Origin of the sequence: Parabacteroides sp. 20_3 (genome assembly GCF_964238835.1) — a bacterium.
GTDB classification, from domain to species: Bacteria; Bacteroidota; Bacteroidia; order Bacteroidales; family Tannerellaceae; genus Parabacteroides; species Parabacteroides distasonis.
Window position 1 is genome coordinate 509,356 of record NZ_CAXSNO010000001.1, and the last position, 24,847, is coordinate 534,202.

24 protein-coding genes are annotated in these 24,847 nt (G+C 40.5%); 12 read left to right on the top strand and 12 right to left on the bottom strand.

Annotation, left to right across the window (positions count from 1 at the left end):
- Positions 1 to 8: 8 nt before the first annotated feature.
- From ACESPU_RS02160 to ACESPU_RS02210, 11 genes are read right to left on the bottom strand one after another with little or no spacing between them, the layout of a single operon-like run.
- Positions 9 to 980: an acyltransferase family protein gene (locus ACESPU_RS02160; RefSeq protein ID WP_233555011.1), complete on the bottom strand. Its 972-nt coding sequence runs from the start codon at positions 978 to 980 to the stop codon at positions 9 to 11.
- 1 nt (position 981) lies between these two features.
- Positions 982 to 2,037: a sialidase family protein gene (locus tag ACESPU_RS02165; RefSeq protein ID WP_005868120.1), complete on the bottom strand. Its 1,056-nt coding sequence runs from the start codon at positions 2,035 to 2,037 to the stop codon at positions 982 to 984.
- A gap of 22 nt (positions 2,038 to 2,059) precedes the next feature.
- Positions 2,060 to 3,121 (bottom strand): pseudaminic acid synthase, encoded by a 1,062-nt coding sequence (pseI, locus tag ACESPU_RS02170; protein ID WP_287534954.1) that lies wholly within the window; start codon positions 3,119 to 3,121, stop codon positions 2,060 to 2,062.
- Entirely contained in the window at positions 3,111 to 4,571 is a 1,461-nt protein-coding gene (locus ACESPU_RS02175) for a bifunctional UDP-2,4-diacetamido-2,4,6-trideoxy-beta-L-altropyranose hydrolase/GNAT family N-acetyltransferase (protein WP_121960860.1), read from the bottom strand. Before ACESPU_RS02175 ends, pseI begins: the two co-directional genes overlap by 11 nt.
- A 1-nt stretch (position 4,572) precedes the next feature.
- Entirely contained in the window at positions 4,573 to 5,265 is a 693-nt protein-coding gene (pseF, locus tag ACESPU_RS02180; RefSeq protein ID WP_009276749.1) for a pseudaminic acid cytidylyltransferase, read from the bottom strand.
- A gap of 13 nt (positions 5,266 to 5,278) precedes the next feature.
- On the bottom strand, positions 5,279 to 6,286 hold the full coding sequence (locus ACESPU_RS02185) for a glycosyltransferase family 2 protein (RefSeq protein WP_158532783.1): 1,008 nt from the start codon (positions 6,284 to 6,286) through the stop codon (positions 5,279 to 5,281).
- A gap of 14 nt (positions 6,287 to 6,300) precedes the next feature.
- Positions 6,301 to 7,461, bottom strand: coding sequence for a UDP-4-amino-4,6-dideoxy-N-acetyl-beta-L-altrosamine transaminase (pseC, locus tag ACESPU_RS02190; RefSeq protein ID WP_005868114.1), 1,161 nt, complete (start codon positions 7,459 to 7,461; stop codon positions 6,301 to 6,303).
- The gene (gene pseB, locus ACESPU_RS02195; protein WP_005868112.1) at positions 7,458 to 8,480 is read right to left on the bottom strand and encodes a UDP-N-acetylglucosamine 4,6-dehydratase (inverting); all 1,023 of its coding nucleotides are present in this window, start codon (positions 8,478 to 8,480) and stop codon (positions 7,458 to 7,460) included. The genes pseC and pseB overlap by 4 nt, the downstream gene beginning before the upstream one ends.
- A 22-nt stretch (positions 8,481 to 8,502) precedes the next feature.
- Entirely contained in the window at positions 8,503 to 9,432 is a 930-nt protein-coding gene (locus ACESPU_RS02200; RefSeq protein ID WP_005856106.1) for a hypothetical protein, read from the bottom strand.
- A complete protein-coding gene (locus ACESPU_RS02205; RefSeq protein WP_373133109.1) occupies positions 9,432 to 11,054 on the bottom strand; it encodes a GumC family protein in 1,623 nt (540 codons plus the stop codon). The genes ACESPU_RS02200 and ACESPU_RS02205 overlap by 1 nt, the downstream gene beginning before the upstream one ends.
- A gap of 10 nt (positions 11,055 to 11,064) precedes the next feature.
- Positions 11,065 to 11,877, bottom strand: coding sequence for a polysaccharide biosynthesis/export family protein (locus tag ACESPU_RS02210; RefSeq protein ID WP_008778266.1), 813 nt, complete (start codon positions 11,875 to 11,877; stop codon positions 11,065 to 11,067).
- 195 nt (positions 11,878 to 12,072) lie between these two features.
- On the opposite strand from ACESPU_RS02210, the gene ACESPU_RS02215 reads away from it, so the two are divergent.
- On the top strand, positions 12,073 to 12,912 hold the full coding sequence (locus ACESPU_RS02215; RefSeq protein ID WP_005856099.1) for a S1 RNA-binding domain-containing protein: 840 nt from the start codon (positions 12,073 to 12,075) through the stop codon (positions 12,910 to 12,912).
- A gap of 96 nt (positions 12,913 to 13,008) precedes the next feature.
- Here the strand turns inward: ACESPU_RS02215 and lepA are convergent, their stop codons facing one another.
- A complete protein-coding gene (lepA, locus tag ACESPU_RS02220) occupies positions 13,009 to 14,796 on the bottom strand; it encodes a translation elongation factor 4 (RefSeq protein ID WP_005868105.1) in 1,788 nt (595 codons plus the stop codon).
- 86 nt (positions 14,797 to 14,882) lie between these two features.
- Between lepA and ACESPU_RS02225 the strand changes: the two genes are divergently transcribed.
- The 11 genes from ACESPU_RS02225 (at position 14,883) to ACESPU_RS02275 (ending at position 24,831) form a co-directional block, all read left to right on the top strand.
- Positions 14,883 to 17,081: a tetratricopeptide repeat protein gene (locus tag ACESPU_RS02225; RefSeq protein ID WP_373133110.1), complete on the top strand. Its 2,199-nt coding sequence runs from the start codon at positions 14,883 to 14,885 to the stop codon at positions 17,079 to 17,081.
- Between the two features lie 41 nt (positions 17,082 to 17,122).
- A complete protein-coding gene (locus ACESPU_RS02230; protein ID WP_373133111.1) occupies positions 17,123 to 17,644 on the top strand; it encodes a GNAT family N-acetyltransferase in 522 nt (173 codons plus the stop codon).
- Positions 17,645 to 17,983: 339 nt separating this feature from the next.
- Positions 17,984 to 18,598 (top strand): TetR/AcrR family transcriptional regulator, encoded by a 615-nt coding sequence (locus tag ACESPU_RS02235; RefSeq protein ID WP_005924132.1) that lies wholly within the window; start codon positions 17,984 to 17,986, stop codon positions 18,596 to 18,598.
- Positions 18,599 to 18,693: 95 nt separating this feature from the next.
- A complete protein-coding gene (locus ACESPU_RS02240; protein WP_055295521.1) occupies positions 18,694 to 19,800 on the top strand; it encodes a site-specific integrase in 1,107 nt (368 codons plus the stop codon).
- Between the two features lie 513 nt (positions 19,801 to 20,313).
- Positions 20,314 to 20,868 (top strand): imm11 family protein, encoded by a 555-nt coding sequence (locus ACESPU_RS02245; protein WP_055295420.1) that lies wholly within the window; start codon positions 20,314 to 20,316, stop codon positions 20,866 to 20,868.
- A gap of 78 nt (positions 20,869 to 20,946) precedes the next feature.
- Positions 20,947 to 21,648 carry a PoNe immunity protein domain-containing protein gene (locus ACESPU_RS02250; RefSeq protein ID WP_007480240.1) on the top strand — a complete coding sequence of 234 codons (702 nt, stop codon included), beginning with the start codon at positions 20,947 to 20,949 and terminating at the stop codon, positions 21,646 to 21,648.
- Between the two features lie 9 nt (positions 21,649 to 21,657).
- On the top strand, positions 21,658 to 22,179 hold the full coding sequence (locus tag ACESPU_RS02255) for a hypothetical protein (RefSeq protein ID WP_007480238.1): 522 nt from the start codon (positions 21,658 to 21,660) through the stop codon (positions 22,177 to 22,179).
- Between the two features lie 85 nt (positions 22,180 to 22,264).
- Positions 22,265 to 22,462 carry a hypothetical protein gene (locus ACESPU_RS02260; RefSeq protein ID WP_055295418.1) on the top strand — a complete coding sequence of 66 codons (198 nt, stop codon included), beginning with the start codon at positions 22,265 to 22,267 and terminating at the stop codon, positions 22,460 to 22,462.
- Between the two features lie 10 nt (positions 22,463 to 22,472).
- A complete protein-coding gene (locus ACESPU_RS02265; protein ID WP_004326093.1) occupies positions 22,473 to 23,024 on the top strand; it encodes a hypothetical protein in 552 nt (183 codons plus the stop codon).
- Positions 23,025 to 23,054: 30 nt separating this feature from the next.
- A complete protein-coding gene (locus ACESPU_RS02270) occupies positions 23,055 to 23,897 on the top strand; it encodes an AraC family transcriptional regulator (protein ID WP_033572530.1) in 843 nt (280 codons plus the stop codon).
- Positions 23,898 to 23,928: 31 nt separating this feature from the next.
- Entirely contained in the window at positions 23,929 to 24,831 is a 903-nt protein-coding gene (locus ACESPU_RS02275; RefSeq protein WP_004326095.1) for an RteC domain-containing protein, read from the top strand.
- The last annotated feature ends 16 nt before the right edge of the window (positions 24,832 to 24,847 follow it).

Genomic DNA, 24,847 nt, shown 5'->3' on the forward strand with positions numbered 1-24,847 from the left:
CAATTTGATCATCTAACATACAATTTCTTTATGTACTCCTTATAAACAAGTACAGGAACAATAGAAAACACAATAGTTGTCAACACATATACTATGTTTCTAAACACCTCATTCTCGATAAAGAAAAATCTTTTCTCACTAATCAAACTAAACACCAACATCTGGAAAAGAAACACTTCATATGAGTAATTACCCAATTTTACAAAGAAAACAGATAGTCGTGACTTCATTATATAATTATATAGTTTCACCAGCAAGAAAAACACAAATAAAGTATAAAAATAATCAACCCAATGATATCCTTTCCATTGGTTCGTAAGATATGGCATCAAATCTACAGAAGTATATATCTCTAAAATAGCCAAGAACAAGGCTATAAGAGCTAATCCACAAACCCAAACATTCAACTTTATTTTAAACTTCAAAATAACACAGCCTAAATACAAAAGAAATAAATATCGATAAAAAAGAAGTCTATAAACATTATCCGGCACATGAAATACACAGGTAAACCATTCACCCAAAGCACAAATCCCAACAAATAACACAAAAGACCTCCTAAAAGAAAGACAATTAACCAGAAAAATAACAAAAGGCAATATCAGCCAACACTGTAAATAGATCCATGGATAATAGGATCCTGGACCAAAGCCACCTTGCATATAAAGCCGCTGCCAATCTACTCCACCTTTAAGAAGATAAAAGATTGCACATTGAGAAAAAATTAAGAGAAAGAATGGGAGAAAAACACGATCTAACATCTTCTTCACATTCCTAGCAGAGAAATAACCGTTGAAACCTTTTCGCTGAAAACCACCATAAGTCAAATAAGATGACACCAATAAAAATAAAGGAACAGCCTGCCCAATGTAAGCAATTGAGTAAATAGATTCATTTGGCATATTGTGCAACAATATCACAAAGAGAATGGCAACTCCCTTCACAAAATCAATCGAATAATCCCTTTCTCTCTTATCCATATCATCTATAATTGAAAACATCATATTTCAGTTCATAACAACGGATAGAGCCCGGTTGATAACAGCAAACCAAGAAACTATTTGGTAAAGTAAGAACATCTCCGTAGCCGACATCAAAATTATCGCTTTCAAAAAGACTAGCAGGATTACTAGCCAACTTCCCATCTTTAAGAAGTACCGTATCAAAACTATATTTACCACGATTGGAGTCCTTAACATTCCGGTAAGTTAGTATAAAAGCATCCTTATAAGGAGTTAAAGAAGGAGCATGCCCTTCTATCGGTAAAAAACTCCATGTCCAAGTCACCCCCAAATCCTCACTAACTCCAATCTCAAGACGATTGTCTCCATTCTCTGACTGTTGACGACCCACGACGTACATTTTCCCATCATAATACCCCAGCGAGGCCTCATTAATACGTCCACATTCTATTTGATTTGTCCACAGACGCTCATCTAACCAAGATACAACCTCCCAACTCCTCCCAAAGTCTTCCGATTTTTCCAACCATGTAACAGCCCAACGATTATAACATACCGCATAAATTACATCATCTATTATAACCATATTCCCACGGGCTGCCGCAAATGTCTCGTCTTTTGGAAAAGGAAATAAAACAGGCGATCCATAGAAAATACCCCAATTCTCCGAACAAATGCTTTTCACAATGGATTCCGTCTCCGATTCTCTTTCAAAGAAACGGCAAAGTATACCGTTATTAGGTAATACTAAAAGCTGAGGATCCCTCACGTCATGCCCTTTAACTGGAGCAAATATAACCTTCCTGTTAACCCATGTTTTTCCTTTATCGAAACTCTCCATCTGTATTAACTTACTATCAAAACTAACGTGGCTCGAACCTTCTCTATAAACCACGATAATCTTACTTCGATCCTTATTCCCCGCAATGGCAGGAAAAGCCAAATGTAGGCTACTATCGTCAATAGACGTACTGCGAAGCAAATTCGGGTTATATATTTCCTTTAGCTCATCATCACCACAAGCCATAAAAGGAAATAAAAATACCATAATAAATAAAAGTAGATGGTGTTTCATAAAGCATATATTTTAACTTTAGTTAATCATCTGATAAATACTCCCGCTTGAAAGGTTCTCCTTTTTTTATATCACATTTCACCTTTTTGCCCAATATATCCGGTAAATACTTAGGCGATAGACCATCAGAGGGTCTAACAGAACGAACATTTTCTTCTGTTACTGTATCACCAGCATACATATCTTGAGCGACAAATAAGGAACGGGCAAACTTTCTGTTATTCCTCACCTTTTCAGTCAACTCATAGGTTGGCTTTCCCAATGCCATCTCGACTTCTCTTACACATCGAACCATTTCGGAGAACTCCTCCTTATTCATAGAAAAGGCCGCATCCGGTCCTCCAATACCCCGATCCAAAATAAAATGCTTCTCGAGAATTCGAGCACCCAACGCAACCGAGGCTATCGCCACCGAACTAGACATCGTATGATCTGAAAGTCCTACAGGAAGTTTGAAACGCTCTCTCATATCGGGAATCGTCCTTAAGTTCGCAAGCGCCACAGGAGCCGGATAAGAAGATGTACATTTCAATAAGGCAATCTGATCATTACCGACTCTTTTGCAAGCGGCTATCGCCCCCTCAATATCCTCATAAGTAGCTATTCCCGTTGATATTATGACTGGTTTCATCTTTGAGGCCACATACTCGATCAAAGGAATATCCGTAATCTCAAAGCTAGCGATCTTATATGCCGGAACATCCATAGCCTCCAAGAAATCCACAGATGTTTTGTCAAATGGAGATGAGAAACAAATCAGACCTTCCTCTTCCGCAATACGTTTTAATTCAGGTTGCCATTCCCAAGGAGTAAAGGCGTTCTGATATAATTTATACAATGTGGTTCCATCCCATAAAGTATCTTGCTTTATTTGAAAATAAGCATTATCACAATCTAATGTAAGAGTATCCGCCGTATAGGTTTGCAATTTGATGGCATCCGCACCAGCAGCCTTGGCTGCTTTCACGGTCTCTACGGCGATGTTGAAATCATGATTATGATTCGCAGACATTTCCGCTATAATAAATACCCGATCGGAATCTTCCCGATCAAGACCAAAATATTCGAATAAATTAGTTTCCATACACATAACAATACTTCAACGCATGTTTATTATCACTAACACAATCCTTAAAACCAGCACGAATAAACGCATATCTTGAAGCCATATTCTCGGTTTTCACATATGCGTAAATCTTACTTATTTGCCTTTCACGGTCATGGAAATGTCTCAAAGCCTTTTCCAATAAGCAAGGAGCAAGTCCAAATCCTCTGTAGTTAGCTCCAATACTTATACTAATCACCGCACTGTTATTTTCCTCAATATCGAAACGGACTTGTCCAATTAATTTCTCTTTCTCGTAAAAGACAAATAGTCTTCTCGCTCTATTCTTTAAGGTCGCATAAAACCAATTTCTATGTTCATCCAATGATATAGCATGGGTCGAAAAAGAATTTTGCCGTACCATCCGATCATTCGTAAGCTCGAACAGAGGTAGTAAGTCTTCTTCTTTAGCCAATCTCATATCCATATTCATCTCATAAAACATCCGGGTTACAGCTTTCATAATCCGATGAGCCCCTTTTCCATCGATTTGACTTATCCCCCGACAAAAAATCTCCCGCCGATATTCGGAGTTCTCAAATTTTAATATAATCTTATCCAGATCATCTATATGCCAATCTTTTGTGGCATCAATAAATTCATCGACAAAGCCAATATTCTTCCACCCCGCAATATTGTTACCTTGGTTTTCAGCCACCTTAAAGATAACGGATGGCAGACCTGTTATCGCCAATTCGTTTATCGTCTGTCCAGCCGCAGAGATCGCAAGATCCGCAGCTAACATCAAATCTCTCATCACTTCAGCCTCTACATTACGGTATATAACCGTATTATCATCCGCCATCCTCTCTATTTCTGCCTTATGAGAAAATACTGGCCCTAAGATAACGATTTTCCTCAAATTAGCATAGCAATTCGTCAACTTCTCCAAAATTTTTGGCGTTAGATTTAAAGGATCACTACCTCCGAAAGTAATTAGGACAGTCTTTATTTTCTCCCGGATTTCTCTATGACCACATAAGTTTTTAAATACCTCACGTAAAATCACATAATCCTTTCCTAACAAATAACGTTGTCCAAGATTCCGTTTATAGGGAATCAATTCCGCACCGACTGTCCCATTTATGATGATTCCCTCCGGATATTCCAAACGATTAAAATCATCTAAATAAGCAGCAACCTTTACCCGCTGTCTTATTTCGGTATAAAGTCCTTTTCCTGCCAAATAGGAATCAATAACTATTATGTCATCTTGAGATAGATACTCAAGCAAACGTTCCGTGTTCTCCAACCAATTAAAGACAAACAGAGGATAAGATTGTACTAAATTTTTTACACTCTCATCCCCATTCACAATAAAGGTTACATTTGCGTTTCTCTCCCGAAATACTTGGGCAATAGCCGTACAACGGGAAATATGCCCATAGCCTGTGTGCGAATATCCCTCAGTTAAAATCAGAACTCTCATATCAACTCATATGAAGTAGTTTATATTTCATCTCCGCTAAAGCCCAATCTGTATCCGTATCAATATCTTGTACACGAAACTCATCCAGAACAATCGCCGTGCCATTCTCACTTAGCAATTTTTTATCTTTTAATAGAGAAGAGGTCTTTATCCAATAAAACGTACCACTATCATGATAGGCGGGGCGCAAATCTTGACTCCGGCTAAATCTATACTCTGGCCAATTCATGTTTAAATTTCCTTTTTCATCTATCGATAAAGAACGCAGTATCGGATATGAGAAAGCGACCACCGGACAGATAGAATCAAAGGTAGACATAACTAACTGATCATAAGCAGAACGAACATCCTCGGAAGAAATCAATGGGGCTGTTGGAAGCAAACAACAGATCAAGTCAAACTCATACCCTCTCCCTTTATAGGCATTGACAACCTCGACCAATACATCCGCCAATGTAGCATAGTCATTAGCATTTTCCGTAGAACGCAGAAAAGGGACAGAAGCCCCTTCTTGACGGGCTATCTCGGCGATTTCCACATCATCCGTCGAAACCATCACCTCCTCAAACAGTCCGGTACCAAGAGCGGCCTCTATTGAATATGCTATTATCGGTCTGCCCAAAAAAGGTTTTATATTTTTATGAGGAATCCGTTTACTACCTCCTCGTGCTGGTATTATTGCCAAACATTTCATTTTTTCGTTATTTTTATGATCTTAATTTAACCAAAATCTGATACAAGCTTATGCCCAAATCAGTCTGAAAATAAATAGCACGAAGCAATATACGAAGTTTCAATGGAACTTTTGTCTTGTAATAACTATTCTTCATGAAACAAGGAAATATCTCTTCCATCTCCCGCTTGATTTGATTCACATACTTTTTCTCAGGAGGATCAAACTGTGATATGGCGCCTAGAATTGAGTTTACATAAAAAAGCTCAGTAAATCGAAACTCTACTTCTTCCGGATATATCTCATAGATACCTAATCTACGCATATTATCCAAAAACATTTTAGAAGTCTTCAAACGGTCAAAAAAGCGATAGTTATTAATACTCCGAGTCGTAGAAATATTATTACAACGATAATAATAATAAGGATGGGTATCCTTCACGATCTTTCTCGCGCTCAAATATAGAGCAGTTACAATCGCATTATCTTCATAGAATAGCTCCTCAGGAAATTCTATTTTATTTCTGATAAAGACTTCTTTTTTGATTATATTAGTCCAAATCCGACATTCACCTTCAATAAAACGCTTATTTCTTTCATGTTCAGGCAATGAAAACCATTCAGGTTTACAGTTAATCCGTAAACGAATATCTTGTTCACTATAATACTGAAAATAGTCACCACATACCATTTCCGCATCATGCGTAACCGCTAATGTATAGAGATTTTCATACATGTCAAGAGAAACCCAATCATCGCTATCAACAAAACCAAGGAAAGGAGCCCTCGCTTTTTTTATCCCGACATTACGGGCTCCCCCTTGTTTTATATTGCGAGGTAAATCAATAACAACAATACGATTATCCTTTGCCTCATAATCCCGAAGTATATCTAATGATTTATCTGTAGAGCAATCGTTCACACAGATAATCTCAATATTATGCAATGTCTGGGAAATCAACGAATCCAAACATTTCCCAATGTATTTTTCCACGTTAAATACTGGGATAACAATACTTACCGCAGGATTTTTTTGGTTCATCTTACAATTTCTTTTTAAGAAAGGAATTCTTTGATCTTCACAATTACATATTCCTGTTCTTCATCCGTCAATGTCGGATACATCGGCAGACTCAAACAATGCTTATAGTATTCCTCCATTACAGGTTGATCGCCTTCTTTATTTCCTAATTGCTTATAATAAGGGGTCAGATGCAAAGGAACATAATGAACTTGCGCATAAATATTACTTTTATGCAAATAATCATATAATCCTAATCTGTCCTCCACTTGGATTATAAATAAATGATAGGCATGAAAGACCTGATCCGATACAAAAGGAAGCTTAACCCCCTTCAGATCGGAAAGACCTTCCCTATATCGCCGGGCAATCTCTTGCCGCCGTGCTAATCCCATATCGGCTCTTTTCAATTGAGATATCCCTAAAGCTGCCTGAAAATCAGTAATTCGATAATTATATCCAAGCTCCTGCATCTCATAATACCAGCCACCATGGTTCTCGTGTAAAAGTGCCGGGTTCTTGGTAATGCCGTGTGTACGGTATAGACAAAGTTTTTCATATAATTCCTTACAATTTGTCGTAGCCATCCCCCCCTCGCCAGTCGCAATATGTTTTACCGGATGAAACGAAAAAACACTAACATCCGCAAAGTTCCCATTGCCACATAGCTGCTTCTCACCTTTACTATCAATAAAATATCCACCTGGCGCATGACAAGCATCTTCTATAATCCATAAGCCGTACTCATCCGCCAATTGACGAAAGGCCTCCAAATTGGCTGGATAACCCGCAAAATCTACCAAAACAATTCCTTTATAAGTGCCTTTAGGAGATTGCGACAATAAACGGCTTAATTTCTTTATATCCATCAAATAGGTATCTTCTTCTACATCACAGAAGACAACCTCGCCTCCCCGATAGCGAATACAATTAGCACTAGCCGCAAAAGTCAAAGGAGTTACAATCACTTTATCACCCGGATTCACATCAAGTGCCGTAGCCGCTAAATGAAGAGCCGCCGTAGCATTATTAACTGCTATAGCATATTTACAGCCGACATAAGAGGCAAAAGCCTCCTCAAATTCTTTTATTTTTGGTCCTTGAGTTAAATAATCCGACTTTAAGGCATCTATTACACATTGAATATCCTCATCCGTAATATGCTGACGTCCATAAGGAATAGGTTTAGTAATCATTTTATCTCAAAATTAGGATCTACATATTTCTTTATTTTTTCCCGCATAGACTCTACAGTCTCCCATTCCGTATTCGTATCAGAACTATAATGGAATCCCTCTGGAACCTTAACCGCATTATGATGATTTACATAGTCTTCATATTTATGATTAAACGCAACAGAGGGCAAGATCGCATAATAAGGACCTAGATCTATAGTATTCATGGCATCCGTGACCGTAATCATTTCCTCATGCAATTTTTCCCCGGGGCGTATACCGACCTCCACCAATGGAAGGTTAGGCGCAATAGCCTTCGCAACATCCACTATTCGATAAGATGGAATCTTAGGAATAAAAATCTCACCTCCTAAATGATGACCGATAGCGAACATGACCAAAGCAACTCCCGCTTCTAACGAAATATTGAAACGAGTCATCTTCATATTCGTAATAGGTAACTCTACCGCACCTGAATCTCTCTTGTTAATGAAAAAAGGAATAACAGAGCCCCTTGATCCCATAACATTGCCATAACGGACCACTGAAAACTTGATATCCCGCGGACCACTAATATTATTTGCGGCAACAAACAACTTATCAGAAGTCAGCTTTGTAGCCCCATATAAATTAATCGGAGCACAAGCCTTATCCGTAGATAAAGCCACAACATGCTTTACTTTTGTACGCAAGGCTGCATTAATCACATTTTGAGCTCCATGTACATTTGTCTTTATGCATTCATCCGGATTATATTCGGCCGTATCCACTTGCTTAATAGCCGCAGCATGAATAATTACATCTATGCCTTCGCAAGCACGTTCCAAACGTTCTCCATCCCGGACGTCTCCAATAAAGAAACGTAATTGAGGATACTTTGACGCAGGGTATTTTTGCTTCAGCTCAAACTGTTTCAACTCGTCACGTGAATAAATAACAATTCTTTTCACTTGAGGATAATCACGAAGGATTGTCTCCACGAATTTTTTACCAAAAGAACCTGTTCCTCCAGTAATTAAAACAGACTTTTCATTTAACATATTACTTCTATTTATATCTATTCTATAACTCCTTCGATTGTATATAAGAAGCTACAATATCATACTCTTCAAATGGTTGTCCCATATTTTTATTAATAATACGATCCTGAAACCAAATCACTGATGTACTATTTTCATGAAAAACAGAAAGTTTATTTCCATTATCCAACAAGATTAGAATTAAAAACTCAACCATTATGTTTGATTGTACTATTTTTAATCCATATTGATACAAATCCTCTGTTTTTTTTATATGAGGATGCAATTTCACATAAACATAATCAAAATCATTTTTCTCTTTATCCAGAGCTTTCAATATGTTTACATTAATTTGATGATTAGTTAAATAAATTCCAACCGATTTATTTTTCACAGATAAAAATTCTTCATATCCCGTAGAAAAATTCAAAAACAATGGTAATTCTTCCCTTAACCTCTTAACAAAGGGCTTCTGGAATGATTTCAAAGATTTTGAATATCCTGGGAACTGAGACCTATACAAATCCGGCAAATAAAGAAACTGCCCCGTAAGAAACTTTGAAAAACCAATATGGTCACCAACACCCGTAAGCTTATTTATTATATTCTTCAAGCCTTTTGAATTATCAAAACGATCTCTTCTGTAGCTTCCGAATCCTTCTTCAAACATATACATTCGTTTAAATCGGGATAGCTTAAAAAATATTCCATAAACAAAAGAAGCATCTACCTCTACGAACAACGTATTTACTGGGTGAAAAAACAAATATAAATCCAAATGAAACAAATCTTTGAAATATAATATATCATTCCATGTATCATCAAATGTCTTAACTTGATGAAAGAACAATTCCGCATCCCTAAAATGTCCTAAAATAATTAGAACCTTTTTTGAAGATGCATTTCCATATCCAATATTTCTTACATTAAAATATTGCAATGGCTTAGAACATATATATATATCAGTATCCATTATATCACGCCAGCTTGTTTCCTTGTTTTATCGTATTCTCTTTTTAGTTCTATAAGTTGCTCTTTACAGAATAAATATACGACAGGAACCACAATTGTCAATAAAAACACGGCGAGAGCAGCATATAGTTTACGAGGGGCCACGGGTGTACTCTTCACAAATGCCTCATCAACAATCAATGCCCTATTCATACTTTTATTTAATTTCAATAATGCCTCTTCTCGTTTTTGTAATAATATCAAATAAACACCTTGAGCAATCTCTTGATCACGCTTATAATTCATGAATTCTCGTTCTTGAGTTGGAACGTTACCCATTTTATCCAAAATAGCCTTCTCCTTAGACTTGAGATCTTTCAATGTCAAATTCAGGCTTTCTTGCGCATTCTTGATCGTAAGGGCAACACTCTTACGCATTTGATCTAATTGCTTATCCATCACAGTAAATAAAGGGTTGTCCTCTTTCGAGTTTTGCAACATTCGCTGACGATTTACCAACAACTCATTATAAGTAGTTATGGAACCGCCTTTCTCTCCTTCTTGGACATTCATCAATACGGGTACCAAATTATACTTATTAGCAGGATTTTGCACGAAGTCTTCCATAAATCTAATAGCATGCCCTTGAGCCTCCATCTCAACAATTTTCGTTTGGATCTCTTTCATTTGATCCACATAAAATTGCACATCGGCTGTCAAGTCAGTCATTTGGTTATTTTTCTTATAGATCTCTATAGATCGTTCAGCATTAGCTAAATCCGATATTACCTTATTGATTCGCTCATCCAAAAACTGTATTGTAGCACGAGCTTCTTTATTATTTATTGAATCGGCACGATTATTATATTCAAACATTAATGCGTTTAAAACGTCAATACCTCGTTTTTTCTCATATTCCCTCAAAGTACATTCTATAACATTTGAATTATCTGAGTAAGTCTCAATTTCTATATCCTGCGCAAAATCATCTCCAACAAAACCAGCCGGCCTCATGGTTATATAAAGTTTCATGCTTTCTCCCAATTTATGGTTAGCTCCATAACTTAGGATAAACCGATTATTACCGAATTCAACGATCGCAGGTAATGAAGAAAACTCATAAGACCGCTTCTGACTTTTTGTCTTCCCTTCGATCTTTATTTTTCCCTCACGATCTTCCCGGACATAAAACTCTATTGTTTCCTCTTGAGATTTCAATGTGCTAGAATCTGCAACCATCAGAAAAGGGGTATTCACATACTGTTTATATTTCCAAGTTAACGGTTCAACATACTCTGCATTTAAGCCCAATTTTGAAACAACCTCATACCATAAAGTATGAGATTTTAACACCGCTAATTCATCATCAATAACAATACCTGCACTACCTCCTCCACTCAAACCAAAAGATTTCATCAAACCTGCCGCATCTCCCAAAGACATATTTCCTGAGGACATGGAAGTATCATCTTGAACTTTAAAACGAGCCATTACTTCGTAAGTTGTCGGATAATAAATCAAATATAATACAGCTGGTATTAGAGATATAACAAAAGTGCCTAGAAATAATCTCCAGTGCCTTAGATACCCTATTAGAATAGACTTTAAACTTATAGTCTCATTTCCTATATTTGTTGAATCCATAGCTAAACAATTACTTCTTAATATTAATAATCGTGATCACCATCGAAGAAATAACAGAAATCGCACTAATTATCGAGGAGAACACAGTTATATTATACTGTTTGCTTTGACTAAATCGAGAATTACGCTGCTTTGCCAAATTGGGCTCAACATAAATAACGTCATTTTGCCTTAAATAAAAATAGGGAGATGTAAATAGCGAAGGATCAGTTATATCCATACGAACAAATTCTTTTTGCCCATCATTATCTCTTATCAGCAAAATATTCTTCCTATTGGCTGTAATCGCCAAATCTCCAACATACCCAAACGCATCTAAAATAGAGATTCGATCATTCTTTATAGTAAAAGTACCGGGACGATTTACCTCTCCCATTACCGTAATTCTATAATTTGTAATCTGCACGTTAACCAATGGGTTTTCTATGTATTTTGACAATTTACTTTGTAGCTCATCACACAGTTCTTGTTTTGATAAACCTGCGACATGAATCTTCCCTAATACTGGGAAATTTATGTTACCATCCGAATCAACAAGATAAGTATACATTGATTGAGAGGCAGCGATAGGTTGGTCACCTTGCTGCGCATACGCGAAAACAGGGGGATTAAATGGCGTCGTCACGGACGGATCCGGAGCTGTAACAGATATCGCCAGTAAATCATCTTTACTGATACGAGACGTATAAGTTTGATTCATTTGACTAATCTGTTCTGGAGTCAAAGTATCTACTCCTTGCAAATACACTACGTCTTTAGGTGCGGAACAAGCCCCTAGCAACAAGACAAACAATATCACTACTGATATTAATTTAATTCTCATAATCTTTGTTTTCTTCAAATAAGATGCAAATATACAATTTTTAGTTGAACTCAAAGGCATAAAGCACCCGTAAGTCCAAAGATACTTCTATAACGATGCAATTGTCTAGATATTGCTGCATGCTAAATCAAAATTATAGTTGTTTTTACCGCTTTTTCATGATTATTGCGTAAGTTTGTGACAAAACAAAAACATATGGTTGAGATAGGAAAATACAACACGCTGAAAATAGTGAAAGACCTTGACTTCGGGGTTTATCTGGATGGAGGTAACGGGGTGGAGATCTTGTTGCCGACTCGTTACGTACCTAAAAACGTGAAACCCGGGGATGAGGTCGAGGTGTTTATTTATCATGATAATGAAGGGAGGTTGATCGCTACTACCGCACGTCCTCTGGCAACAGTCGGGGAGTTCCAGTTCATGGAGGTAAAAGACGTGAATAATGCCGGCGCATTTCTGGAATGGGGTATCATGAAAGATTTGCTCGTTCCTTTCAAGGAGCAGAAAATGCCGATGAGAGAGGGAAAATGGTACTTAGTCTACGTCCGGTTGGATCATGTGACAGGACGTATCATGGCATCCGCACGTATCGAGAAGTTCTTGAACAATACCCCTATCGATTACGAACAGAATCAAGAGGTTCAGTTATTGGTAGCCGACGAGACGGATCTTGGCTATAAAGTGATCATCAATAACCAGCATTGGGGATTGATCTATTATAATGAGGTATTCCAGCGTCTTGAGAAAGGTGAGCATCTGAAAGGCTATATAAAAGAGGTGCGTGAGGATGATAAGATAGACGTAAGCCTAACACCGCAAGGCTACCAAAAGGTAGAGGGGATCGCCGGCGTCATTCTGGAAGCGATGAAAACACAAGGGGGATACATCCCGGTACACGACAAAAGCGATCCGGACGTGATCTATTCCTTATTCCGCTGTAGCAAGAAAGCTTTCAAACAAGCGATCGGGGCACTCTATAAGCAACATCTTATCACGCTGGAAGATGGCGGGATACGGCTCGTGAACGAGAAGTGACCCATTTATATAAAAAAAGTCAATGGAATCCGTTACAGAATCCATTGACTTTTCTTTATAAATCCATTGAGTTAGCGAACGGATTCCATTGACTTTCTAATCCAGCTTCAATACGGCCAAGAACGCTTTTTGCGGAACTTCTACCGTACCGATCTGCTTCATTCGTTTCTTTCCCTCTTTCTGTTTTTCCAGCAATTTACGCTTACGGGAGATATCGCCTCCATAACATTTCGCCGTCACGTCTTTACGGACAGCCTTAATTGTCTCACGAGCGATAATCTTAGCGCCTATCGCCGCTTGGATAGCGATATCGAATTGCTGGCGGGGGATCAACTCTTTCAGTTTCTCGCACATACGACGTCCGAAAGTAACGCTATTATCCACGTGCGTCAATGTAGACAAAGCGTCTACCGGCTCACCGTTCAACAGGATATCTAATTTAGCCAACTTACTGGGACGGAAATCATGTAAATGGTAATCGAAAGAAGCGTACCCTTTTGAAATACTCTTCAACTTATCATAAAAGTCGATTACGATCTCGCCCAACGGCAAGTCATAATGAATCTCGACACGATCACCTGAAATATATTCTTGCTTAAGCAGGATGCCACGCTTACCCAGACAGAGTGTCATGATCGGGCCGATATAGGTAGTGTTCGTGATCACGGAAGCACGGATAAACGGCTCGTCGATATGATCAATCAAAGTCGGGTCCGGCAAGCCTCCCGGATTATGTACCTCGATCTCCTCCCCTTTCTTTGTATGCACGATATAAGAAACGTTCGGTACAGTAGTTATCACATCCATATTGAACTCACGATCCAAACGCTCCTGAACAATCTCCATATGCAACAAGCCCAAGAAACCGCAACGGAACCCAAAACCCAACGCGGCGGAACTCTCCGGCTGGAAAGTCAAGGAAGCGTCGTTCAACTGCAATTTCTCCAATGACGCACGAAGGTTCTCGAAATCCTCGCTATCGATCGGATAGACGCCAGCGAAGACCATCGGCTTCACCTCCTCAAAGCCTGCGATCGCGTCTTTAGCCGGGCGAGACACATGAGTGATCGTATCACCGACACGCACCTCCCGGGACGTCTTGATACCGGAAATGATATATCCTACGTCTCCCGTCCGGATCTCCTCACGGGGGCACATATCTAATTTCAATATACCTACCTCATCAGCGTCATACTCTTTTCCTGTAGCGATAAACTTCACATGGTCACCTTTACGGATCACGCCGTTTACCACCTTGAAGTAAGCGATAATACCACGGAACGGATTAAAGACGGAGTCAAAAATCAAACACTGCAACGGGGCCTCCGGATCACCTTTCGGGGCCGGGACCTTCTCCACGATCGTATTCAAGATCTCAGTCACTCCCTCACCTGTCTTTCCGCTCGCCCGTAAGATATCCTCACGAGGGCAGCCCAACAGTTCCACGATCTGGTCCTCTACCTCCTCCGGCATGGCGCTAGGCAGGTCGATCTTGTTCATCACCGGAATAATCTCTAAGTCATTCTCTATCGCCATATACAGGTTAGAGATGGTTTGCGCCTGAATACCTTGGGCCGCGTCCACGATCAGCAACGCACCCTCGCAGGCGGCGATAGAACGGGAAACCTCATACGAGAAGTCCACGTGTCCCGGAGTATCGATCAGGTTCAGTATATATTCTTCACCCTTATAATTATACTTCATCTGGATCGCATGGCTCTTGATCGTAATACCACGCTCACGCTCTAAATCCATGTCGTCAAGGACTTGAGCTTGCATGTCTTTACCTTCTACTGTCTTGGTATACTCAAGCAAACGGTCTGCCAAGGTACTTTTCCCATGGTCAATATGAGCAATAATACAGAAATTGCGGATATTCTTCATCTGCTAAATTTATTTTTAGGTACGCGAAGATAGGAAATTTAGCCTAAATACTATACTTTTGGCATACCATTTGTTGTTAATAGTATATGACAATACAAGAAATAAATAAAGCATACAACCGAATTATCGGTTCATTAGACGAAAAGGAGCTAAAGAATGCGTTCGATTTTCTCCAAGGTTTAATAGCGGGAATACGTGAGTACTCATTCCAAGACAGGTTGAACGAGCTACAAGATACTTATAAATATATGTTGCGATACCGGATCGAGGGGGCTAAAGATCCGATGCAAGACCAAATATACAACAACTTGATCGCATCCAGCTATGAGTTCGCGGATATAGTGAAGCACAAGGCCTTATCGGTAGATTCGCCTCTCTCCTATTATAGCCGTAGGCGAATGATGCAAAAGGAGCTTACCAACTATGACCAGCTCCACAAGGTCTTGAGAAACGCCTCTCTGGTGAAGATAGAGACTCCGACCAGAACCATCACGGAGCAGCAGCAAATCGAATCCGCCACGATCCTATTATTCAATAAGATCTGGACCTCGAATCCTCTCAATAAGGAAGAAATAGCCTCCATCAGGAACCTATTGAATGACCAAGAGTTGCCTTTTATCATCGGTAGCCAAATCGTATCAGCATTAATGCTGGGGTTGCAAGCCGCTTTCGATAAGGAGAAACTGCTATTATTATTCGATGCGGCCAATCTCCAAGAAGATGAGATTCGTTACCGCGCGTTGATCGGGATTCTCTTGACGCTCTATACCTATAGGAAACGTACGGCACTATATCCGCAGATAGCGGATCGGCTAGCGGCTTTATCCGAGGGATTTCCTAATTTCACGAAAGCGATCCGCACGATTACCCTTCGTTTTATCCTAGCCCGTGAGACAGAGAAAATCACCCGTAAGCTACAAGACGAGATCATTCCGGAGATGATCAAGCTAGGCCCTAAAATCAGTCAAAAGATAAACTTAAAGGATATCAATCCGGAACTTCTCGGAAACGAGATGAATCCGGAGTGGCAGAATATGTTATCGAATAGTTCCTTAGGGAAGAAAATGGAGGAGTTCAGCGAACTGCAACAAGAAGGCGCGGACGTAATGCACTCTACTTTCGTGCATCTAAAGCATTTCCCCTTTTTCCGGGAACTGGGTAACTGGTTCATGCCATTCACGACCGAGCATTCCGCTTTTGGCAATCAGTTGAGCAAGAATCAAACGGAAAAGGATATGCTAGATTCCATGACTCTTGCGGCATTCATGTGTAATTCCGATAAATATTCCTTATATTTCAGTATGATGCAATTGCCGGATCAAGCCCGTCAAATGATGATGGGACAATTTGGTAGCCAAGCCTCCGAGATGATTCAGCAAACGAAGGAGGAATTGATCAGTAAACGGGGAAAACTGGAAATCATATCCGGACAGTACATACAGGACTTGTATCGTTTCTTCAAACTTTATCCGGGACATCTGGATTTTGATGACATATTTACATCTGCGCTAGACTTTCATAACCTGCCAATTTTGCAGCCTTACGTCAGTGATGAGGAAAGTTTGACAACTATAGCGGAGTATTATCTCCGGAAGAATTACTTCCTCGACGCGCTCACGATCTACAATCGCTTATCCGACGCAAATCAAGAAAGTGATATCTTATTCCAGAAAATCGGTTACTGCAAACAAATGAATGGCGATATACAAGGCGCCTTGGAGGCTTATTTACATGCGGATCTTATCAATCCGGACAGTAAATGGGTTATTCGCCGGATCGCCGGTTGTTACCGTACCTTAAAGCAACCGGAAGAAGCGTTGAAATACTATCATCGTTACGAGGCTTTCAATCCGAATGATTTATCGATCCAAATATGTATCGGCCACTGCCATCTTGAACTCAAGAATTATAATGAGGCGCTGAAATATTATTTCAAGGTAGATTATCTGGACAATAAAAGCACGAAGGCTTGGCGTCCGATCGCTTGGTGTTCTTTCTTGACTGGTAAATACGATCAGGCGCGTAATTATTACAAAAAGATCATGGATAATCAACCCAACACCCAAGATTTCTTGAATGCGGGACATACGGAATGGGCATTACAGAATATCAAGGGAGCGCTTACTTTTTATAAAAAAGCCGTGGAGAAAGAGTCCGGTGATTTCTCGAAGTTCCAAGAGCAGTTCAATCAAGATATCCCCGATCTTCTTGTAGCGGGAATCGAGGAGGCGGAAGTGCCGTTGATGATGGATCAACTCCGGTATTCCTTGAGCGATATATTCTAACTAGTCATCCAACAATTTGAGAAGACAAGAAAAAATATCGTATGAAAGAGATGAAACTAGAGACAAAGCGACTCCTATTAAGGGAATTAAAACAAGATGATTTTGATGATATCTGTAAGCTTTTACAAGATCCGATTGTAATGTACGCTTACGAGGGAGCGTTCAGTAAAAAAGAGGTACAAGAATGGCTTGATAAGCAATTAAGGAGGTATCAAAACGATGGCTTTGGCTTATGGGGGATGATAGAGAAAGGCAGCGGAAAGCTTATCGGTCAGTGTGGTCTCACCTATCAAGAATTCAACGGTCAACAGGTTCCAGAGATCGGCTATTTGCTTAGGGTGGAATACTGGCATAAAGGTTATGCTACCGAGGCCGCCATAGCTTGTAAGGAATACGCCTTCAATATCCTTAACTTCGACAAAGTATACTCCATCATACGGGACACAAATATCCCCTCTCAAAAAGTAGCACTAAGAAACGATATGAGGGAAATCGCAAATTTCATAAAACATTATCGCAATATCGATATGCTTCATTTAGTATTCTGCGTGGATAAGTCATAGTTATCAAGCGGAAAGACAGGGTTTTGAACCTATAACTCTAACTGCTTATATTTCAGCTACTTTGCTTTCAAAATTTCAAATAGGTAACGAAACAGTAACGATTTTCAGACGTTGGGCTTGTCCAACTTTGACCTCTGTTTGTCTGCCTAACTTTCGGGTTCAAAGATAAGTCTTTCTTTTGAAATACGCAAATCATTGATAATAAATATTCTGCGATTAGTGCAAGGTGCAAGCTATATATATAAATATATACTTGCACCTTGCACTAAAAAAAAGCACTGGGGTACAAATGCTTAAAACAAAATCCGTATCTTCGTAACCGATTAAAAACAAACGTGTATGATAATAACTAACCGTGAAGAAGTAATAGATAAAGCGTTCGGCGTATTTGTCAGGATGAACTACGAGAAAGCAAGCATCATCACGCTTGCCAAAGCCTGCGGGGTGACAAAAACGGGTATCGTTTATTATTTTCCGCACAAGCTGGATTTATTCATGGCTGTGGCGGACAAATACGTGTTGCAAATGCACGAACCGGAAAACAAGTTTGCCGCTCCTGCCGATACGTTGGCGGAGTTCATCGGGCAATACGTGGCGGGGGTAGCCGCTTCCATGAAAAGGATTGTTGAACTGATTGGTGATAATAGTAGCCCGCATGATTGTAGTCCTAACTTCTACTACTTTCACTTTCTGTCACAAGTGCGTATGTACTATCCGGGCATCAGGCAGAAAATTGAGAAAATCTACCGACAAGACTATGACCTATGGGAGAAAGTCATACAGAAGGCAAAAGAAAGCGGGGAAATCAGGAGCAACACGGACGTGAAGAAAACGGCTATCATGTTCCGGCAAATGTTTTTAGGGCTGTCATACGAACAAGCATTTCTAAACGGTTTGAACGTGGACGAACTGGCAGAAAATTTTCGCCATATCTATTCGCTGCTTAAAGCCTGATACTCTTTTGTTTTTTTAACCTCGATTATTTTTGAACAGATGTTCAAATAATGGTATTTTTATCTTATCTTTGGAGCGAAGCAAAATTCAGCGACATGGATAAGGTTCAGAAACAAAGAGGAAGCATCGTGCTACACAAAGAAACAAGGGACGGTGCGGATTACATACGGATAGAATATGCGAACAGTCAGGCTGTCGCCCTGCTGCTCGCCCAAGACACGGGCATGGAAATGGCTGGTAACGGCTCTGCATACATAGCGTCAGCCGCTTTCAGCCTGCCGGATTTTTACGACCGCTATTCGCCCCACGCCTATATTGATTACAGCCGGGTTTACGTGCGGCATCCCAAGCCCAAAAGGGAATACACACTGCCGAAAGGCTATCTCGAACTGCTGGAACAAAAGCGTTACAGCCCCTCGACCGTCAAAACATACCGTGCTTATTTCAGCGATTTCATGGAATATCACAAGGGACGGAACATCGACCGCCTGAAAGTGCCGGACATCAACAAGTACATACTCTATCTTGTGAACGAGAAGAAGATTTCGGTGTCGCAACAGAATATGCGCATCAATGCTATCAAGTTCTATTACGAGCAGGTGAAAGGCGGCAAACGGCAATACTATGGCGGTATCACCCGTGCCAAAGAGTACAAGAGCCTGCCCGAAGTGTTGAGCAAGAATGAAATTAAGCGCATCCTTGCACAAATTTCCAACATCAAGCATCACTGCATGATTTCGTTGGTTTACTCTGCCGGACTTAGAAGAAGCGAATTGCTTAACCTGACCCCGCAGGACATCAACAGTGAAACAATGTCGGTTCGTATCATGGGCAAGGGGAAGAAATGCCGTTATTCGCTCCTTTCGCCCAAGTTGCTGGAAGAACTACGGCACTACTTTCGGGAATATCGTCCACAAAAATGGTTGTTTGAGGGCGAAACACCCGGAGAGCAATATTCGGCAAGTGCATTGGTGAAAGTGCTGAAAGAAGCCGCACATCGTGCAGGCATCAAACACCGTGTACACGTACACATGCTACGCCACTCCTTTGCCACACACTTGCTGGAACAGGGAACAGACCTGCACACGATACAGGAATTGCTGGGACACAACGACATCAAGACCACAACCATTTATCTTCATGTGTCAAGTGCCCATAAAGCAAAAATCCCTAATCCTCTTGATACACTGGATAATTCGTGAGGTGCAGTTATAGAAGTGTAGGAACGACACCATAAGGTGCGGTTATAAATAACATTAATGGTAATTAAGTATGATAGATTATTTATTTTTCAAATTTTATAGGCTATGGAAATACAGTTCTTATTCCGAAATAGCGGTTTATGCAGCTTTGTTAATTCTCGCTGTATTTCTGAATTGTAATATTCACACAATATGGGGAGTATTGGAACAATATAAAATATTGCCTTATCCAACGCGAACAATGTATAATGTGTCTTTAGGGCTGATATTCATTCTTTTATGTATTCGTTTCTGCTGGAAAAGAAGGTATAAAGCTGTCATAGAGAAGTTTAATGAAAAGCCTAATAAGAATAATCTATTGATACTTATATTATACATTTTCCTTTCGTTGTTTCTCTTTGTTTTAGAGGCTTTTTATAGTAAAGGGAAAATATAAATATACCATTAACAACGCAGGATAACGGCAAGCCGTTCCCTGCTGAACCATTATCAGTAATTAAATAGTGTAACATTATGAATATATATGAAATTGGACAAGACTTTGATAATTACAAGTTCTTTGTATTCAAGGAAGATGATGAGTCAAATAAAGGCGTTTGGGATTATAATGGTCAATCACTTATTAATGAGTGGAAAGGGCTTAGTCTGGAACTGTTTAGAGATAAAAGGAAAAAGAAAGACAAACGAAGTGAGGAGTTTGATGCATCTTGTTATTTTTCCGGTTGTCTGATAGTAAATAAAAGAACTTCCTTATTACTCTCTGAAAAGCTGAAAGGGCAAATAGAAGTTTTACCTGTCAATGTGGACGGGAACGCTTCAGGTTATTATTTTATAAATGTATTGAATACAGTCGATGCCTTAAATATAGAGTCCAAGAGCAATGAAGAAATCTTGAAGATGATGAGGGATAATAATGGTATTTTCAATAAAGGAAATATCGGTTCATATATCATATTTCGGGATAGTCTGTTTAATAACAATTATTATTGCACAGATGAATTTGTAGATTTTGTGAAGCAAAATTCAATCACAGGATTAAAATTTACATGTGCAGGTATCACAAAATAAATCACTGATAACAAGCCAAGTTAGCTGCTAAACGCAGCTCCTTGTCAAACCATTAACATCAAAAAGCAGTGTACCATAATGGAAACAAGAGATAAACTTTTTACAGAAGAACAGTATTTGAAGCAACTGAAAATGTATGATGAAGATATTAGTTATTATGAACAAATGCATCTTTCAGGAAAACATATAGGTTACGATTCTTTGTTCAATTATAGGCTTCGTTATTTATTAGTACAGTATTCTATGGGACAGGATATTGATAAGCTGAAAAACAATTATGTGAAAGCCCTCAAAACAATGCCGAGATTTTGGACGGACAACGGATTTTATATTGAAATGTTGTGGCTTCTGTCAATAGGCATTATGTTGGATTACGAAGACGACCTTATACATGGTCTGGTGCAACTGATAAAAGACAGAGAAGCTAAAGACTATATTTATGATACATTGATTAGATACAGATTTCCTGATTGGGAAAGGACAACAAACCAAGTATTATATCCGTCACCCTATCGAATTGCTATCACTGTTACAGAGTTGGCTGAACAAGACAAAGCAGAAGCGGTGAAACGATTGGAAAAATACCTCAAAAAAGAATGGTATCGAGGACATTCTGATTTATCTTGGCATGACGACCATAAATATGGTATCAACCATGACGGTTATTGGTGTTTTGAAAGCGGTGCATTGGTCAAGGTCTTGGGGCTGGATGATAGCAGCCTGAAAGGGTTGCCCTACTATCCATACGACATGGTACACTGGAATGACAATATTAAATGAAGAAAAGGTATGAGTTACTCTGTTTGTGCATATTTGACAGAAGCCGATAAGGTAAAGTCTGTTTATGGAACTTGTGATAATCAGCTTATAAACCAATTAAAGGTTGCGTTGAAGCAGGAACTTGACACTCTGAACGATTATTTCAGCGATAGCCTGAACACGGATAAAGATGCTTATGCAGCGTTGGCAGATATAGTGAACGGAGAAATCCGTTATCCCGAAATTGCTTTCATGTACGGGTATGTATATGAAAAGATTTGCAACCATTATGGAACGCAAATCTACTGTGCGGAAAACCTTTGGCAATTGGATAGCCAAAGTACATTCATCCCTATTCCATTGAGCAGTGATTTTCCCTATATCATCAGCATACCCGTTTCAGATTTGGAGAGCAAGCGGACGGAATACACCTCACTACAAGAGGGTAACGGTATCGGAGATTATGATTACGAGCAGGAAATGGACGACTTGAATTTCATTTTCGATGAAGCCGTTGAAGCGCAAAAAGACCTTGTTATTATGGTGTATTGATATGGTACACTGGAATGAGAATAAAATATGATGTTAACGAAGCAGGATAACGGACAAGCCGTTCCCTGCTAAACCATTAATCAATATGAGTAACCTTATCACAGTAAATAGATTTGGAAAAGTTCTGATATGGGTATGGAACAGATGTATAAAGAAAACTGCCATTCCTTATGAAGAACTTGATTTCCATTACCCCGATTGGGCTTTCATTATTACAGGTTGTATCTTTTTCGGGGTTGTGGTAGGTGTTACCCTGTTTTATTTTGCTTTTATAAAACAATAGACTATTTACAATGAAAGCCCGACTTAAATACCCGATATTCAGCTTTGCCCCCAAAGGCAACATGATATACGTGTTTCGCAAGGAAGAACTGTACACAACGACCAATACCGAGTTGTTGAAGAAGCGGAAGAACTACATTGTAGTGGATGCAACCGGGACGAAATATGTTGAAAAGGGGGCGCACAAAGTGAAGTGGCAAGGGATATTCGGATATTGTATCAGGATGCAGGGACGTGTGATTTCCATTGAATACGAGTACGGGGACAACCCCGAACCGTTCCCACTACGAAAACTGCAAGAACTGGTAGCGGAACGATACCCCAAGACACGGTGGTTCAAGGAAGAATGCTGGAACAGCGCAGACGAGTTCCGGCAAGCGATTTTCGCCTGCAAGACCTTTGAGGAAGTGGCGGACATACTGATGCCCGAACGAAAAACGAGCGTTTGGCAGCGCATTGAAGAATATTTCCTGCGGGCAGGTTTTCTTATGCTTGCCGCCATGTTCCTTTATCACGTGGTTTGGCGGCTAATCCAAAAGTTTTGGCTATGGGCTACCGGGTAACGTACAGAAAACAAATCAATTTATTCAGATATGGAACAACGGATTACATCATTATTGCTTCCCGCTCCCGAAGCGGAGTTGGAAGCGTCCTGCAAGGAACTGGACGAAAAGGTAACATGGCTGCTGCACAACAGCCGGAAAATGGACAACTACTTGGAACTTGAACCGTTCAGCAAGGACGTGCGGCTGTGCGCCCACGTGTGCGACACGCTCAAAAGCCTGCCGGAAACGCCGACACTGGCGGCATACAAGGACTACAAGGCAATCATTATCCTGCTGGGTATGTCCACCACCCATTACGCCATACTGGACGAACTGGCGGAACAGCACCGCAAGCGGGACGAGATACCCGAACTGACCGCCTACTGCGATGCGCTCCACTGGATGCGACCGGGACGGCAGTACCTCTGCAACGTGTACAACACGGTATGCCACGCTTTCCACCTGCTACGGAGAAACCCGGTAAGGGACAACCGCCTGCTGGTGACGGAAAAGGAACTGCGCCACGCCGAACGGATGCTGCCGGAGCTGGGCAGGCAGACATTCACCGAAATGGTGCGTCTGAAAGGCTACATGGTCTATGATGCCGAGCAACTGGCGGACAAATGCGGCATGGAATACGGCTCGTTCCGACGGAAGGTAAAGAAAATGACCGGGTACACGGCTAAGGAATGGGTGATAAAGGAGCGTGCAAAGGACGTGGAACACTACCTGAAGAACACCAACCTCACGCTTACGGAAGTGGCGTTCACCACGGGGTTCGCATCGACATCGAACCTGAACGACTTCTGCAAGGCTTACTTGCTGGACACACCGGGCGAGATACGCAGAAAAGCGCAGGAAACAAGAAAATGCACAGTTACAAGAACGTAATGTGAAAAATCAAGAATAAAACAGATTTTTTATGCCCGTAACTTTGTGCTTCATAAAAGATAAGCACAAGGTTATGGAACATAAGATACCGTTGGAAACATACTTCGCCGGACTGCTTCAAAAAGTGGAATGGCAGATACAGGAATACGAGGACACCGCAGCGGACACGCTGACGCTCTGCCGCCTGTGCGTGGACTACCTGCAAGAGATACTGGGCGAACTCAAAAACTTTATAATCTCCTACCCGTTCGCCAGCACGGAAGAGGAAATACACTTCTTCAAGGAACTGAAACCGCTTTTAGCGAGCAAAATCATCTATTACAACACCGTTTACAAGATAGAGGTGCGCTTCCCCAGCGGCAGCGAGGAAGTGCAAAGGGACTACCTGCTGTCGGAAACCGACCGGATTTCAAAGTCGTTCCAGCGGAACTTGGCGTTCTACCAGTACCACCGAACGAAAGCCACCTACTTGGACAGGCAGTATTTCATGCGTGGGAAGCCTGACATACAAATCATCGTGGACAGTTTCTATTACGAAACAGACCCACAGTTCAGCACCAGTCACGATTTCAAGGTAGCCAAGATTTTAGCCAACGAACTGCTGGAAATATACCTCACCAACCGTCTGCACGAGCTGGAACGCCGGGAACAACGCAAGCGGGTGAAGAACGGCTTCATGGGAAAGGTGTTGCGCTGGACGGGGACGAAAAGGGCGTTGGTGGAACTTATCTACGCACTGGACGCCTGCGGCTGTCTGAACAAGGGGACGGTTGATATTAAGGAGATTGTAGCCTACTTTGAATACGTGTTCGACATCGACCTCGGCGACTTCTACCACACCTACATGGAACTAAAAGCCAAGACCAAAGACCGAACGGGCTTCCTCTCCACCCTGAAAGACAGGTTGCTGATGCGCATGAGGGAGCAGGATTAGGCAACCGTGCTTTAAC

What these genes read in the sequence shown, in the direction of transcription:
- ACESPU_RS02160 (WP_233555011.1), bottom strand. Translation starts at nt 980, where the DNA reads ATGGATAAGAGAGAAAGGGATTATTCGATTGATTTTGTGAAGGGAGTT.
- ACESPU_RS02165 (WP_005868120.1), bottom strand. Translation starts at nt 2,037, where the DNA reads ATGAAACACCATCTACTTTTATTTATTATGGTATTTTTATTTCCTTTT.
- pseI (WP_287534954.1), bottom strand. Translation starts at nt 3,121, where the DNA reads ATGGAAACTAATTTATTCGAATATTTTGGTCTTGATCGGGAAGATTCC.
- ACESPU_RS02175 (WP_121960860.1), bottom strand. Translation starts at nt 4,571, where the DNA reads ATGAGAGTTCTGATTTTAACTGAGGGATATTCGCACACAGGCTATGGG.
- pseF (WP_009276749.1), bottom strand. Translation starts at nt 5,265, where the DNA reads ATGAAATGTTTGGCAATAATACCAGCACGAGGAGGTAGTAAACGGATT.
- ACESPU_RS02185 (WP_158532783.1), bottom strand. Translation starts at nt 6,286, where the DNA reads ATGAACCAAAAAAATCCTGCGGTAAGTATTGTTATCCCAGTATTTAAC.
- pseC (WP_005868114.1), bottom strand. Translation starts at nt 7,461, where the DNA reads ATGATTACTAAACCTATTCCTTATGGACGTCAGCATATTACGGATGAG.
- pseB (WP_005868112.1), bottom strand. Translation starts at nt 8,480, where the DNA reads ATGTTAAATGAAAAGTCTGTTTTAATTACTGGAGGAACAGGTTCTTTT.
- ACESPU_RS02200 (WP_005856106.1), bottom strand. Translation starts at nt 9,432, where the DNA reads ATGGATACTGATATATATATATGTTCTAAGCCATTGCAATATTTTAAT.
- ACESPU_RS02205 (WP_373133109.1), bottom strand. Translation starts at nt 11,054, where the DNA reads ATGGATTCAACAAATATAGGAAATGAGACTATAAGTTTAAAGTCTATT.
- ACESPU_RS02210 (WP_008778266.1), bottom strand. Translation starts at nt 11,877, where the DNA reads ATGAGAATTAAATTAATATCAGTAGTGATATTGTTTGTCTTGTTGCTA.
- ACESPU_RS02215 (WP_005856099.1), top strand. Translation starts at nt 12,073, where the DNA reads ATGGTTGAGATAGGAAAATACAACACGCTGAAAATAGTGAAAGACCTT.
- lepA (WP_005868105.1), bottom strand. Translation starts at nt 14,796, where the DNA reads ATGAAGAATATCCGCAATTTCTGTATTATTGCTCATATTGACCATGGG.
- ACESPU_RS02225 (WP_373133110.1), top strand. Translation starts at nt 14,883, where the DNA reads ATGACAATACAAGAAATAAATAAAGCATACAACCGAATTATCGGTTCA.
- ACESPU_RS02230 (WP_373133111.1), top strand. Translation starts at nt 17,123, where the DNA reads ATGAAAGAGATGAAACTAGAGACAAAGCGACTCCTATTAAGGGAATTA.
- ACESPU_RS02235 (WP_005924132.1), top strand. Translation starts at nt 17,984, where the DNA reads ATGATAATAACTAACCGTGAAGAAGTAATAGATAAAGCGTTCGGCGTA.
- ACESPU_RS02240 (WP_055295521.1), top strand. Translation starts at nt 18,694, where the DNA reads ATGGATAAGGTTCAGAAACAAAGAGGAAGCATCGTGCTACACAAAGAA.
- ACESPU_RS02245 (WP_055295420.1), top strand. Translation starts at nt 20,314, where the DNA reads ATGAATATATATGAAATTGGACAAGACTTTGATAATTACAAGTTCTTT.
- ACESPU_RS02250 (WP_007480240.1), top strand. Translation starts at nt 20,947, where the DNA reads ATGGAAACAAGAGATAAACTTTTTACAGAAGAACAGTATTTGAAGCAA.
- ACESPU_RS02255 (WP_007480238.1), top strand. Translation starts at nt 21,658, where the DNA reads ATGAGTTACTCTGTTTGTGCATATTTGACAGAAGCCGATAAGGTAAAG.
- ACESPU_RS02260 (WP_055295418.1), top strand. Translation starts at nt 22,265, where the DNA reads ATGAGTAACCTTATCACAGTAAATAGATTTGGAAAAGTTCTGATATGG.
- ACESPU_RS02265 (WP_004326093.1), top strand. Translation starts at nt 22,473, where the DNA reads ATGAAAGCCCGACTTAAATACCCGATATTCAGCTTTGCCCCCAAAGGC.
- ACESPU_RS02270 (WP_033572530.1), top strand. Translation starts at nt 23,055, where the DNA reads ATGGAACAACGGATTACATCATTATTGCTTCCCGCTCCCGAAGCGGAG.
- ACESPU_RS02275 (WP_004326095.1), top strand. Translation starts at nt 23,929, where the DNA reads ATGCCCGTAACTTTGTGCTTCATAAAAGATAAGCACAAGGTTATGGAA.